The 14354-nt window shown below is 35.0% G+C and carries 15 protein-coding genes; 9 read left to right on the forward strand and 6 right to left on the reverse strand.

Going from position 1 to position 14354, the window contains the following annotated elements; translation table 11 throughout:
- Positions 1-17: 17 nt before the first annotated feature.
- The gene (locus AC5YDH_RS14260) at positions 18-764 is read right to left on the reverse strand and encodes an IS5 family transposase (protein ID WP_496116939.1); all 747 of its coding nucleotides are present in this window, start codon (positions 762-764) and stop codon (positions 18-20) included.
- Positions 765-783: 19 nt separating this feature from the next.
- Here AC5YDH_RS14260 and AC5YDH_RS14265 point away from each other — a divergent pair, with 19 nt between their 5' ends.
- Positions 784-957: a hypothetical protein gene (locus AC5YDH_RS14265; protein ID WP_496120440.1), complete on the forward strand. Its 174-nt coding sequence runs from the start codon at positions 784-786 to the stop codon at positions 955-957.
- A gap of 48 nt (positions 958-1005) precedes the next feature.
- On the opposite strand, the gene AC5YDH_RS14270 is transcribed toward AC5YDH_RS14265, so the two are convergent.
- Both AC5YDH_RS14270 and AC5YDH_RS14275 read right to left on the reverse strand, forming a co-directional pair.
- Positions 1006-1515 (reverse strand): GNAT family N-acetyltransferase, encoded by a 510-nt coding sequence (locus AC5YDH_RS14270; protein WP_496120442.1) that lies wholly within the window; start codon positions 1513-1515, stop codon positions 1006-1008.
- 96 nt (positions 1516-1611) lie between these two features.
- Positions 1612-2355: an outer membrane protein OmpK gene (locus AC5YDH_RS14275; protein WP_496120444.1), complete on the reverse strand. Its 744-nt coding sequence runs from the start codon at positions 2353-2355 to the stop codon at positions 1612-1614.
- Positions 2356-2941: 586 nt separating this feature from the next.
- Here AC5YDH_RS14275 and AC5YDH_RS14280 point away from each other — a divergent pair.
- The 6 genes from AC5YDH_RS14280 to AC5YDH_RS14305 all read left to right on the forward strand — a co-directional run bounded on the left by AC5YDH_RS14280 (position 2942) and on the right by AC5YDH_RS14305 (position 8095).
- Positions 2942-3319, forward strand: coding sequence for an HPF/RaiA family ribosome-associated protein (locus AC5YDH_RS14280; RefSeq protein WP_496120446.1), 378 nt, complete (start codon positions 2942-2944; stop codon positions 3317-3319).
- 149 nt (positions 3320-3468) lie between these two features.
- The gene (locus tag AC5YDH_RS14285; protein ID WP_496120448.1) at positions 3469-4011 is read left to right on the forward strand and encodes an ankyrin repeat domain-containing protein; all 543 of its coding nucleotides are present in this window, start codon (positions 3469-3471) and stop codon (positions 4009-4011) included.
- Between the two features lie 18 nt (positions 4012-4029).
- Entirely contained in the window at positions 4030-4797 is a 768-nt protein-coding gene (locus tag AC5YDH_RS14290) for a transporter (protein ID WP_496120450.1), read from the forward strand.
- 66 nt (positions 4798-4863) lie between these two features.
- Positions 4864-6648, forward strand: coding sequence for a protein-disulfide reductase DsbD (gene dsbD, locus AC5YDH_RS14295; protein WP_496120463.1), 1785 nt, complete (start codon positions 4864-4866; stop codon positions 6646-6648).
- Positions 6649-6650: 2 nt separating this feature from the next.
- Entirely contained in the window at positions 6651-7328 is a 678-nt protein-coding gene (locus AC5YDH_RS14300; RefSeq protein ID WP_496120452.1) for a glutathione S-transferase family protein, read from the forward strand.
- Between the two features lie 329 nt (positions 7329-7657).
- A complete protein-coding gene (locus AC5YDH_RS14305; protein WP_496120454.1) occupies positions 7658-8095 on the forward strand; it encodes a DUF2147 domain-containing protein in 438 nt (145 codons plus the stop codon).
- A 63-nt stretch (positions 8096-8158) separates the two neighbouring features.
- On the opposite strand, the gene AC5YDH_RS14310 is transcribed toward AC5YDH_RS14305, so the two are convergent.
- Both AC5YDH_RS14310 and AC5YDH_RS14315 read right to left on the reverse strand, forming a co-directional pair.
- Positions 8159-8506 carry a Spx/MgsR family RNA polymerase-binding regulatory protein gene (locus AC5YDH_RS14310; protein WP_496120455.1) on the reverse strand — a complete coding sequence of 116 codons (348 nt, stop codon included), beginning with the start codon at positions 8504-8506 and terminating at the stop codon, positions 8159-8161.
- Positions 8507-8968: 462 nt separating this feature from the next.
- Positions 8969-9787 carry an exodeoxyribonuclease III gene (locus tag AC5YDH_RS14315; RefSeq protein WP_496120457.1) on the reverse strand — a complete coding sequence of 273 codons (819 nt, stop codon included), beginning with the start codon at positions 9785-9787 and terminating at the stop codon, positions 8969-8971.
- Positions 9788-9827: 40 nt separating this feature from the next.
- Here AC5YDH_RS14315 and pyrE point away from each other — a divergent pair, with 40 nt between their 5' ends.
- Entirely contained in the window at positions 9828-10478 is a 651-nt protein-coding gene (gene pyrE / locus AC5YDH_RS14320; RefSeq protein WP_496120459.1) for an orotate phosphoribosyltransferase, read from the forward strand.
- Between the two features lie 346 nt (positions 10479-10824).
- Complete coding sequence (locus tag AC5YDH_RS14325) at positions 10825-13842, forward strand: autotransporter outer membrane beta-barrel domain-containing protein (RefSeq protein ID WP_496120461.1); 3018 nt, start codon at positions 10825-10827, stop codon at positions 13840-13842.
- Between the two features lie 90 nt (positions 13843-13932).
- Here AC5YDH_RS14325 and AC5YDH_RS14330 read toward each other — a convergent pair whose 3' ends face one another.
- Positions 13933-14178, reverse strand: a complete 246-nt coding sequence (locus AC5YDH_RS14330) for a hypothetical protein (RefSeq protein ID WP_496119668.1) — start codon at positions 14176-14178, stop codon at positions 13933-13935.
- Positions 14179-14354: the final 176 nt, after the last annotated feature.

Below are 14354 nucleotides of genomic sequence, written 5' to 3' on the forward strand. Positions count from 1 at the left end.
TAGGGGCTGTTGACATTTCATAATGGTAACCAAATAAAGATGCAAGCTAAGGCAACAGAATTTTCATAGCTTTGCTTTAGCTTATCATAGCGTGTGGCAATGCCTCTAAAGTGCTTTAATCTAGCAAAGGCATTCTCAACTAAATGCCTGATTTTATATAAATACCAATCCATATGATCATGATTTGATAGTGTATTGGATTTCTTAGGAATATTGGCTTGAGTACCCGTATTTTCTATCTGTTCTCTCAAGGATTCAGAGTCATAACCCTTATCTGCACATAGAGTTTCTGTCTCGTTTAGGTAGAGGCTATCAACTAATTTAGGTGCCACTTTTACATCGTGGGTCGTGCCATCCTCTATTAGAAACTGAACAGGGTTCCCATGAGCATCAACAGCCAAATGAATTTTAGAACTGTTTCCACCGATACTTTTTGAAATAGCCTGATTTTTAATTCCTGTAGCATGTTGATGAGCTCTCACATGACTAGCATCAATAAATATCCACTCTAGGTCAGCATCAGATGAAATTAACTTAAATATTTTTAATAGCTTATTATCTTTCGACCATCTAGAAAATTTCTTGAATATGGAGTTTGGCTTTCCAAAAGTGGCGGGTAAATCCCGCCATGGGCAACCTGTACGGATTCTATAAAGAATAGCTTCAATAAAATTACGAAGATTTTGTTTGAGATAAATACGAAAATTACGGAAAATAGTTTCTAACTTAGACCAGTGTTGATCAGTCAACATTGTACGAGGCATAGCGAGGAGTAGATTTGGTTTGGCGATTAAATTTTACTTTCTCGCTATTTTTTTTGCACAGCAAATGTCAACAGACCCTAGTGTTTTGGCACAAAAATGGGTGCAAATTTATACTTTTGAAAATGGCTTAATTACACGCATGGAAGAGTTTGCAAGCTCCGCTTCCGATGAAGAATACATCGTAATTTCTTAATTTTTCCCAAAATAAAAAAGCGCATTATCTGCGCTTTTTTATTGAGTTTTATTCACTTTTTAACATGAGTTGCATTAAGACCAAATCACGCCATTTCCCAAATTTTTGCCCGACTTGAGGCATGTAACCTGTCTGGACAAAGCCTAGTTTTTTATGGAGCTCAATTGAAGCAATATTGTCATGATCTATACCAGCAATCATGACATGCATATTATTGAGTTTTGCATGCTCAATAAGTTGAGACATCAAACGTTTTCCTAGCCCTTGTTTTGCATAATCAGGTGAAACATAAACAGAATGTTCGACGCTGTATTTATAGCCAGAAAAATTTCTAAAAGATGCGTAGTCTGCATAGCCTGCAATTTTATTTAGAATGCAATCTTCTACAACAAAGACTGGAAAATTTTGTTGTTCTAGCTGTTTAAGCCATGTCTGAAAATGTGTGAGATCGTATGGCTGTTCATTCCATGTTGCCAAACCATTAAGGATTTCAGCATTATAAATATTTAAAATTTCTGGTAAATCTTGTTCTGTAGCAGGACGAATAATATAAGACATAAACATCAAAAAAGTATGAGAGCTATAATTTGAATCATGCACCTTCAGGCATAAAAAAAGCAAGGCGATTGCCTTGCTTTTTAGACTTCAAATTAATTAGAAGTGGTACTTAATTAAAGCACTTACGTCATGTTGATCTAAGCCTTTAATACCGTATTTGTTGTTCCATATAGAATGTTCAACACCTAGGTATAAACGTGTATCTGGAGAAATGTGTTTACCAACATTCCATTTCCACTGTGTTGTCCAGTTCAGTTCACTTGCATGATCTTTTTCTCCAGTTGACCAGTCAAGGAAACCATCTACAAGGAAGTCTTCAGCACCTACTTTAAACGGAACGCCATAAATGAAGGTCATTTGATAGTCACTTGCATTTAAGTCATTATCAGCTCTGTAGAAGTTCAATTGAGCATATTGGAAGTAAGGAATTTCTAAGTCAAAACCAATACCGTAAAGATAGTTGTTAAAGTCAGTACCTGAAGCATTTGAACTGTTGCCTTCCCAAGTTGTTGCAATTAACACATCTTTAATTGGACCAAGCTCAAGTTTTTTACCTGTTACAGCACCAAGGCTTAAACGTGGTGAAATCTCGAAATAAATACTATTTTCAAAGTCATTATGTGCACGGTCTGCAAAAGCAAAGAAATCACCATAAGTTAACTTTGCTGCATATTCTGCAGTAATCGTTGTTTGTTGGTTGTTGTCTTTACCATTTACAGGGTGTGCATAGTTTTCGCCATACAAACCAGTAAGGCTAAAGTCTTGCCAAACAGGAGCTGCTTGAGTAAATGCCGCAGTAGTTGCAAGAACAGTAGCAGCTACGATTTGATTAAATTTCATGAAAGTTTATCTTCCCCAAGAAAACCCGTAAAGAATACAGATAATTAAGTAAAAATAAAGTCAAAAAAGATGATTGGTAACCGCGAAATAAGAGAATTTATCTTTTGTTATAAAAGTAAAACTGTAAAAGTTTTGATTCCTAAAGAAATATAATGATATAAATATCTAATTGACTAAAAAGAAACAATTTAAAAAAACTATATGATTTTTATCGAATGGTTTAAAAATAACCACTTTGTTATGGTGTTAAAAAAAATCTCGGTATCTGATGATTTTAGGTCTGTCGAATTCTAATTTCGCCTAAAAAGTCAGTTATTTGTTTATTTAAAAGAAAGCATTGTTATGAAATATTATTCTTTTACTCTTTTTGCAAATATCACTTGCAATATTTCGAGTTAGGCCCGATATTCAAAGTATAAGGACACGGTTCTGCAGGCCTCATTAGTGTTCATCATTCAATGTGGAGGATGTATCCAAAATAGATTGAAGATGTTCTCGTATTGCTTAAAGCATTAGGTTATCAACGTGCCAAAATAATAAATTTTGTGCAAGAAAAAGATACAAAGAAAGAAGAGGATGGAATTATATGAATATTGAACTACGTACAGACAAAAACATTCAAAATAGTGACAGACTTATTACTTATGTGCGTGAAGAGCTACATCAAGAATTCCAACGTCATAGCGAAAAAATCACACATTTTTCAGTTCATCTAAGTGATGAAAATGGCCCTAAAGGTGGCGAAGCTGATATTAAATGTATGATCGAAGCACGTCCTGCAGGTCTAAAACCAGTGGTTGTGAGCCATAAAGGTCATAATATTGATACTGCAATACATGGTGCAATTGATCGATTAAAACGAAGCCTTGAACACACCTTTGAAAAAAATGAGAAACCGCGTGGTGCTCAACCTGCATTTGTTGATGCTGATGACGGTATCGTTGATGAAAATTTAGATGACTAAAATTTTAAATATTTAGTCTAAAAAAAGCCCCATTGGGGCTTTTTTTATGGTCATTTGTAGAATAAAAATAATCTACCTATATTTATTTTCAACAAATGAGTAAATATTCTGCATAATACAGATAAATTAAATGAATGAGAGCTTTCTCTATGTTAACAGCGCAACAACAACTCTTGGTGCAAGCATTAGAAGAATCAAACCTTGCACAAGTGAAAAGCCTTTTAGCAGATGGTCTCGATCCAAACTTTATTGATGGTGAAAAAGGTCCTGCAATTTCTGTATGGTCTGATGGTTTGTTTAAATGGTGGGAAGTGATTTGTGAAGCTCATGAAGCTGGAGCATCTCTTAGCGCAGAACAAAAACAAGCTAACTTAGCGGTACATTTAGAGATTTTAGAAGCACTTATTCAAGCCAAAGTAAATTTACACTTGTGGGATTCAGAAGAAGTGTATGGTCCACTTTGGGATGCAGCTAGTTCTGCTTGTGTGCCTGCTGTAAAGCGTTTATTAGAAGAAAAAGTAAATCCAAATACAAAAGATGAAGAAGGTTTAACAATCTTATCTTCTATTAGCGATTTATTTTTCGATTGTGATTTCGATGAAATTAATTGGTCTGAAGCATTGGACGAAGAAAAACAGACTTTAGAACTTTTACGCTCTTATGGCGCAAAAATGACAAAAGAATTGGTTTAATTACTTGAGATAAAAATTATGTCAGCATTAAAAACTTTAGGGTTTACTTTATTGGCGGGTTTGAGTGCAAATGCAGTTGCTGCTGAATTTTCATTTGACCATGCAGGCTCTGGGATTGGTGTAGGTATTACACCTGTAGGTAAGCTTGCTTGGGAGCAATCTTTACCTAGCTATAGCTATTCTGAAGAACAAACAGAAGAGGGTAAGCTAAAAAAGTCGACCTATAGTGCAGATGTATTATTACGTACAGGTTTGGCTGATGGGCTAGAATTACAATTAGGTTGGGGTGGTCCACAATGGACGCAATCTAAATTAGATAAAACAAAAGAATCTAAACATGGTTTAGGTGACGTTAGTATTGGTTTGAAAAAAGCAATCGATCTAAACGATGATAAAATGTCGATGGCTGTTTTAGCACAAGCAGTTATTGCAACAGGTAATGCTGAATTTACCAATGATAAAGATATTTATAGCTTAGGTTCAGTTGTTGCTTATGATTATAACGATCTGCTAACAACATCGATCTCTATGATTTATGAAGTTCAAGACAGTAAGTGGGCTGTAACTGCGGTTCCAACGCTTGAATATCTAATTGCGGGTAACTGGTCAGGTTTTTCTGAGTTGGTTTATCGTAAGCAAGAAGGTAAAGATGTTGAATATAATTTAGGTTCAGGTGTAATTTATGCCATTAGTGAACGTGCCCAAGTCGATGCAATGATTGGCTTAGACTTGAATGGTCAAGATAAAAGTTATCAAGCAGGATTTGGTGTTTCTTACCTATTCTAATTTGAAAAATTTATGATAAAGCATCTTCGAGAAAATAAGTTAAGTTTGAGTATAATTGTAAAGTGGATGTTGAGTGGAATATTTGTACTTCTCTCAACCACTTTGTTTGCACAAACTTCCTTACGTTCGGCAGAAGATGCTTTTTCATTTTCAGTTGAGTCTATAGATGCAAAACAAGCTCAATTAAATTGGGAAATTCCTAAAAATTATTATCTTTATCAGCATAAATTTGAAGTTAAAAATAATTCAAAAACACTTCAATTAAACCTACCTAAAGCTCAATCTTTATATGATGAAAACTATGGGGAAACTCAAGTTTATTATCAACAAGTACACTTTAATATTCCTGTAGAAGCCTCTCAAAAATATCAGGTAACATGGCAGGGTTGTGCCAAAGATCGAATTTGTTATCCACCACAACAAATAGAATTTGAAACAGATATTGATGGTTTGGTTGCACTTAAAAATCAAGCTGCACCCTCAAAAAGCTTTTTAGATTTAGCCGCATCAACACAAAAAAATGAAGCGATAAATGTGCGAACAGACACAAAAACATCTTCGCAAAAAGCTTTAAATGATCATGAATTTGCTAAAGATCAAATGTGGTCGGAAAAGCTTGCAGACAGCTCACTTGTTTATGGGTTGCTACTGTTTTTTGGTTTAGGCGTTTTGTTGGCATTTACGCCTTGTTCTTTACCCATGATTCCTATTTTAACCTCGCTGATTGTTCGAAATAGTAAAGGATTAAAAGCATGGATGATTGCGTTGGTCTTTGTGTGCAGCATGGCAATGGTGTATGCCATTTTAGGATTAATCGCATCATCGGCAGGGTTAAATTTCCAAAGATGGTTACAACAGCCTTCAACGCTGATTGCTTTTAGCTTGTTATTTGTTGTATTTGCCCTGAATTTATTTGGCGCCTTTGAACTGAAATTGCCACGGGCTGTCATAAATAAGCTTGATCGGGCACAAGCTATGCAACAAGGTGGAAGCCTTGTGGGTGCAATAGTAATGGGTGCTATTTCAGCACTGTTGGTGGGGCCTTGTATGACAGCACCTTTGGCAGGTGCCTTACTCTTTATTTCTCAAACACAAAGTCAATGGCATGGAGCATTACTGCTCTTTACGCTTGGTTTTGGCATGGGAACTCCGCTTTTAATCGCAAGTATTTTGGGTTCTAAGTTTTTGCCCAAAGTAGGCATGTGGATGAATCAAATCAAAGTTATTTTTGCATTTATTATGCTAGCTTTAGCTTTGTATTTTATACGCCCACTTTTGTCTGAAATGTGGTTTCAATGTTTGAGTTTAATACTAGGTCTTAGCTTTGTTGCTTATGTGCTCTTTCGTATTATGTGGAATAAGACGTATTGGAAATGGATTTATATCGCCATTTTAATTTTGACAGTACCTTATGTGGTTTATAGTCAATATCAACAGAGTCAAAGATTTTTTGATACGAATACAAGCGCCTCTTCAACAATTGTTTGGCACGTTGCTCATACTGCTTCAGAGTTTCATCAAATTCTGTCACAAGCACCTAAAAATCAGGGCATTATTATTGATGTGTATGCCGATTGGTGTGTGGCTTGTCAGCCAATTGAACATCGTGTTTTAAAATCACCACAAGTTCAGCAATCACTGAAAGATTTTTATTTAATAAAGCTTGATTTAAGCCAGTACGATGCAGGTCATCAAGCCTTATTGAATGAGCGAGATATTTTAGGACCTCCAACATATCTATTCTTAAATTCTAAGCAACAAGAAATTCGTAGTTTACGTTTAACGGGTGCTTTTTCTGAACAAGAGTTGCTTGGTCAAATTGAAAAATTTAAACATCATTTAGGAGATTAGCCATGATGCAACTTTATATAGCCAACAAGAATTATTCGAGTTGGTCTATGCGTCCGTGGTTAGTACTTAAAGCTTTCAATATTCCGTTTGAAGAAGTGATGATTCCTTTTCCAAAAGAGCGAAATACTGGCACATTCAAGCAAGATGTTTTGGCAGTAAATCCAAATGGAAAAGTACCTGCATTGTTACAAGCTGATGTATTGGTTTGGGACTCTTTAGCTATTTGTGAATATTTAGCTGAGCAATATGCAGAGAAAAATTTATGGCCTTTAGATCTGAAATTACGCTCCAGAGCACGTTGTATCACAGCAGAAATGCATAGTGGTTTTCCTAATATTCGTAACTTATGTGGTATGAACATTCGAGCTAATTTGGCTAAAAAAGGTGCTGAACTTTGGCAAGAGTCGGAAGCTTTGCAGGCTGATGTTGCACGTATTGAACAGATTTGGTCAGAGCGTCCGAATATCGATGGTTTTTTATGTGGGGAGTTTTCGATAGCAGATGCATTTTATGCACCTATTGTGACTCGCCTAAATACTTATGCTTTACCTGTTAGTGAGAGCACACAAATTTATATGCAAAATGTGTTGAAGCATCCTGCTGTTAAATTATGGATAGAAGGTGCTTTAGCAGAAGAAGCCTGGGTTAATTATTTAGAACCTTATCAATCTCAGTACTAAATTTAGCAAAGAAGGCAAGAGTCTTCTTTTTTATACTTAAGTTTTTGATATTGTTGAGATATATAGTTAGTTAAATCTACTTAGGATATGATTTTAAGTTAAATATGGGGCATTTTGAGGGGTGTTTAGAAAATTGCTCTGTTAATAATTGTTTCTATATTGGAGAAATGTCCATATATAATTTATATTGATTATTATTTAGGCACTTTTTATTAATTTTAATAATATAAATTACAAAGTTACACTAAATGGTCACATTCAAAAATTGCTTTATCTATGTGATTTTTCGATACTTAGACCGAATTTAAACTCATCAGGGATATGAAAAAATGAAAAAAATAGCAATGGTATTAGGTATGTTGAGTCTTGCAGGCTTGGCGCATGCTGCTGACCCGTTAAACGGCACAGTTTGGAAAACAATTGATGATAAGACAAAACAACCAAAAGCGTTGGTAAAGTTTACTGAGCATAGTAATGGTACATTGTCTGCATCTATTCAAAGCATTTTAGTTGCAGGCGAAGAAAACGCTTGTGTGAAATGTGAAGGTAAGTATAAAAATAAATCACTTAAAGGTGTAACAATTGTACAAAATCTTAAAAATGTTGGTGGTGTAAACTATGACAACGGTACGATTTTTGATCCTAAAAATGATAAATCTTATAGCTTAAAGGGCAAACTTGCTGATGGCGGTAAACGACTTGAGCTTCGTGGTTATATCGGTATTGCTGCATTAGGTCGTAACCAAACTTGGATTCGTGCAAACTAATCTAAAGTTATGCCCAAATAAAAAAGCCTGACATCAGTCAGGCTTTTTTTTATCATCTTTGTTTTATTTCAAATTGCGAATTGCGGGTTCATCGAAACCGACTATGTAGCCACTGCCAGTTGCGATAATTGGACGTTTAATCATGCTGGTATGTGTTGTTAATGTTTCAATTAGGTTCGCTTCACTTGCAAGAGCATGTTGTTGCTCTTCTTCCGTTAGTTTTTTCCAAGTTGTCCCTTTTTTATTAAGCACTAAATCTTGTCCAATTTCAGCAAGCCAAGTTTTTACGGTGCCTGCATCGACCCCTTGTTTTTTATAATCGTGAAATTCATAAGTCAAGCCAAGCTCTGTCAATAAATCAAATGCTTTTTTCATTGAATTACAATTTTTAATGCCATAAATTTTAAGCATAACTTCGCCTTAATCTAAATATAAATTTCTTATAGATTAGCTGAAAATAGGGTAAAGCTCTATGTGATTTGCGAATTGATATCTTTCATACAACTGACACAAATTTTTCATATTGTTGTCATAAAAATAATTGAAAATATGTCGTGTAGAAGTAGAAAATAAAGAAATAAAAACAGAAAAATAAAAAACAGTATTTAGAAAAGAGAAAACCCGCATTGTATCATCCTGATTATGCGGGTCTCATTACAACGTCCAATGTCACATCCTTGAGAACAACATCTGCTGTTCCTACTTCATCCTACGGCTTCCAATCCTTTTGCTGTCATCCTGACAATATCCCTGTGCCGTGCGACTATAATGGACTTTTTGGTGTAGGAGATAAATGCGTTTAGGCGTCATGTTGTGTAGGAAATAGAATATTATTGAGTAAACACTTGTTCACTGAATAATAGGGTATTCAGATTAAAGTTTGTAATCGATAATGACAGGAGCATGGTCACTAAACCATTCTTCTTTATATACCCAAGCATTTACAGTACGCTCTTTCCAATCTGGTGAACAAGCTTGGTAGTCGATACGCCAACCTACATTTTTTGCACGTGCTTGCCCGCGATTAGACCACCAAGAATAAACCTCAGCTTCTTTACGTACTTCACGGAAAGTATCAACATAACCTAAGTCATCATAAATATGATCGAGCCAAGCACGTTCATGTGGTAAACAACCCGAAGCTTTTTGGTTACCCGACCAATTTTTAATATCAATACGTTTATGTACGATGTTGTAGTCACCACAAACAATGATGGATTTATTTTCATCTCGCCATTGTTTTAGAATTTTTTTGTATTCATCTAAAAAGTGATCTTTACGTGCTTGTGCTTCATCGCCCGAAGAACCCGACGGAAGGTATAAAGAGCAAATATGTGCAGTTTTTTCTAAGCCAAGATCAAATTCGGCAGAAATAAAGCGACCTTGCAAATCTGCAAGTTCAAAGCCTAAACCATCTGTTACAGATACAAAAGGTAGGCGACTGTAAATTGCTGTGCCTGCATAGCCTGATTTTTCCGCAGGGAAAAGGTGGGTGTACCATCCTTCAGGTTTAAATTTGTCTGTCCATTGTTCATGAGTAATACGTGATTCTTGCATGCAAATCACGTCGGCATCGGATGTTGCCATCCAATTGAAAATGCCTTTTTTCTCAGCCGCACGTAATCCGTTTACGTTTATTGACACTACTCGTAAAATTTTTTGATCACTTGGATAGCTACTCTTTGGTATCATGCGCAAGTCTTACCTTTCTTTATGAATTTTGGAGCACCTCATGACATCGCCAGCTCAGTTTAACCCTCAAGCTTTTATCGAACTTGCATTATCACGTGGTGTGCTTAAATTTGGTGAGTTTACTTTAAAATCGGGTCGTGTGAGTCCTTATTTTTTCAATGCAGGTTTACTCAATGACGGTGAAGCTTTAACTGTATTGGCTTCTGGCTATGCAGATAAATTAACACAATGTGAAAATGTTGATGTAATTTTTGGGCCTGCTTATAAGGGTATTCCATTTGTTGCTGCAACTGCTGTGGCTTTGTCACAAAATCATGGTGTGAGTGTGCCATGGGGCTTTAACCGTAAAGAAGCGAAAGATCACGGTGAAGGTGGTGTTTTAGTAGGTGCTTCTGTTGAAGGTAAAAAAGTTTGGATTATTGATGATGTGATTACTGCGGGTACGGCTATTCGTGAAGTAGTAACTATTTTGAAAAATGCAGGCGCGCAAATTGCGGGTGTTTTGGTTGCGCTTGACCGTCAAGAAAAAGGTCAGGGTGATTTGTCTGCAATTCAGGAAGTTCAAAAAGAATTAGAAATTCCTGTTCATGCATTAATTACCATGAAAGATTTGATGGATTATTTAGACGCGAAAGGTGAGAAAGAGGCTTTAGCGAAAATGGAAGATTACCGCGTTAAGTATGGTATCTAAGATTTTTTAGAGATGTAAAAAAGGAAGCTAATGCTTCCTTTTTTGTTGAATTGAAATTGATAATTTTATGGAACATTAATTAATAAGCAAGCGTGGAACATGAAAAATCCAGTAAAACAACTGATGGTAAACAGAGGTTTTTTACTTCAATCTATGCTGTTGATTTAAAAGGAATAAAACTTTTTGTGTTAATTTTATAAAATGTATTTGAATTACAGAACAAATAAACAACAACAACATACCCACAAACAACAAGCATATACAAAACAATCAACTAAAGATTAAATAATAAGCAATAGCTTTTATAAAACATTACAACACGAACAAACCACCAAGAGGAAGCTCAATGAATCATATCTATAAGACGATCATTAATAAGACAACAGGACAGATTTCAGTTGTTTCTGAAAACACTAAATCTTATTCTAAAAGTAAAAGAAATTATAAAAACTCTACTGCAAGTACAGTAATCTTGCAGATATTAATTGTTACAAGTGGCGTGGTACTATCTACATCGGCTTTTTCTCAAGCTTGTACTGCCCAAAATCAATCTGGATCACAAAATCCAATCACGGCAAATAGTGGGAATAGTAGTAGTGCTTACTTGCAAAATTCGTATATAACCTGTTCATCTAGTACATCTGTTGATGTTGGGCACGGTGGGGAGAATGGATATAAGGTTGGGACTAATAATCCTAATATATCTAGAGATACATCTATCGTTGAAAGATGGACTAATTCAGGAAATGAGCTAAATGGTACTATTGGTATTACCGTCGACTCGGGTGTTACATTAACTGCTCTTGAAAATTCAGGATTAGCACGTGGAATTCTATATGTAAGAGGAGGATATTATAGGAATTATAATGAAGGAAATAATGATGGACAAACAACTGCCGAACAAGCTTGGACAGCGAGGCCAAGAGATCCTATTTATAACATTAACAACCTATTAAAAGTAAATATAATTAATCATGGTATTGTTGAAAATTTAGAAAAAGTTGGTAGTTCATCAAGTCAAGCAAATCCAGCTGCAATTGGTATTGATTTTGGTGATATGCCTATTGATGTTGAAATAATAAATAATGGAACATTAAGTTCAAATGGAGCAAATACAATTAGTGTAGTTAATTATCAAACTGTTCCAAGGGCTATTGGGTATTATTTATTGGGTGAGGATCAATATAAATATTCAGAAAATAATACATATTTAATTAATAATACTGGGTTGATTGAACAGAGTGGTTCAGATAATCATACTCAAGGTTCAAGTTTTAATGGAGCTATCTCTATTGGCATAACTGTAGCGAAAAGAGCTGAAATCATAAATAGCGGAAATATTAAATCAGATACACATGGTCTCAATGCAACTTTTGCAAATACTGTACTAGATCCTGATAGCTATAGCTCTATTAAAAATAGCGGTTCTATTATTTCATCAAAAGCAGATGGAGTTCATTTAACATCTAAGACTTTTGATAGTATTGGGTTCGGAGGGACTAGCGCTATAGATTACAAATCTACTGTAACATTATTATCTCATTTGAGTTTGTTTAATAATACAGGAACAATTCAAGGAGGTGGAAATGGCCTTTACAATGAGGGAACTATTGATTTATTTAATAACTGGGGAAGTATTGATGGAGTTAATTCTTCAGTTGATACAAAAGATGGGCTTATAACGAATGGACTTAATAATTTTGGAACTTTACAGGGAAATGTACTTTTAGGAACAAATACATTGAATTTATTAAGTTCAAATCTTTCTAAAAGTAATCAGCCAATTGTTAATGGGGATATTACGGGAGGGGCTAAGTCATCAATTATTATTGGTAATCTAGAAACGCCAACACATTTTATTCATACAAATACTTTTTCGGCACAAGTTGCCAATATCACAATATCTAAAAATAGTAGTTTAACTTTAAGTGATGGTGCAACTTGGACAGCAGCATCACAAAGTCCTGATGCTATTAAAATAAATGGTGACTATATTAGTAATGGTAATACGTTTTTGGATGGTCATACAACTAATACTGGAAATATAAAAATAAAAGAAAAATTAACACCTTCTATTTTATCGATCACTGGAGATTACGTTGGTCAAAATGGCATATTATTTTTAAATACTGATTTAGATGATGATAGTTCCCAAACAGATAAATTTATAATTTCAGGAAATGCCTCTGGAAGTACGGAAGTACGGATAAATAATCTGAAAGGAAATGGTGCACAAACCGTTAATGGTATTCAAGTTATCGAAACGGGAGCTTCAACCTCTCACGCATTTTTTATCGCCAATGGCGGGTATGTTAGTGCTGGTGCTTATGACTATGGCTTATTTCAAAATAATGCAGATTGGTATTTGAAAAGCCATCGAAATGATGGAGGTATTGATACAGATGAACCTGTTTACACCCCTGATGTTGGTGAATACTTAGCAACAGAGACCATGGGGAATACCCTTTTTACATCTCGTTTAGAAGATAGAGAAGGTGCAAGCCAATATCAAAACCTAGGTAAGAATAATAAAGATTTAGGGAAGGTTTGGGTTCGTGCCTCTGGTGGGCACAACCAATTCAAAACGATGGAGAGTCAATTAAAAACGACGGGGAATAGCTTTGTCACTCAAATCGGTACAGGCCTAGTTACTCTAGGTGAAGAAGATCAATATAACTTAGGTGCTATGACTGGTTTTGCTTATTATGATGGTAAAACACGTTCAAATGTCACTGACCGTGAATCAAAAACAAAAATCGATGGTTATAGCTTGGGTCTATACGGTACTTGGTATGCTCACCCAGTTGAAAAACGTGGTGCTTATATTGATTCATGGGTACTTTGGAATAAATTCAATAATAAAATCGATACACCAGACCAAAACCAATATAAATACAATTCATCTGGTGTAACAGCATCCATTGAGGTGGGTGGTGATTATCTCATTAATAAAAATGGGAAGAAAAATTGGTGGGTACAACCCCAAAGCCAAGTGATTTATCAAGGTGTACACGCTCATAATTTCAAAGATGCGCAAGGTGTTGATGTTTATCATGGGAAAGATAATGTACAAGCACGTATGGGTGTTAAAACCTATTTAAATATTCCAACCAATGGAAATACATTAACAAGCTACCGTCCATATATTGCTTTGAACTATATTCACAATACCAATCCTTACTCTGTTGTAATTGATGGTATTCGTTATGAAAATGAAGGTTCAAAAAGCCAAGGAGAGTTTAAAGTAGGTGTTGAAGGAAATACGACTAAAAACAGTCAAGTTTGGTTAAATGCCTCGTATACCACAGGTAGTCATAATAATGAATCTTATCAAGGTAATATAGGATGGAAGTACAATTTCTAAGCAAGATATCGAATAAAAAAATAGGATCTCACATGAGGTCTTATTTTTTATGGATTTACCATAACCCCCCTTATGCAAAACCTAATTTATCTACGTATACAACTTATAAAATCGATACTCGGGAAAAATTAATCCAATTATAAAAAGAATGGTGAATCCTATCCATGTAAATAAAGCCATTGCACGTAATTGTTCGGTATTCCAGGCTTCAGGGTTGCCATTAAAGAAAAAGATACTTTTCCATCCCTTAATTGCATCTGCGCCACCCCATGAAAGAATCCATTTACAAGTTAAGCTAATGAAAATATATAAACAAATCCAAACAGGTGTAGACATAATTTTTAAATTTTGATTTCTTATAAGTGAATAAAATATAACATTATTATTTTAATAGTTGAATTAATCATCGCATAATTTACATTCCAACATTCCAACATTCCAACATTCCAACATTCCAACATTCCAACATTCCAACATTCCAACATTCCAACATTCCAACATTCCAACATTCC

Source organism: Acinetobacter sp. FY683 (genome assembly GCF_059515885.1).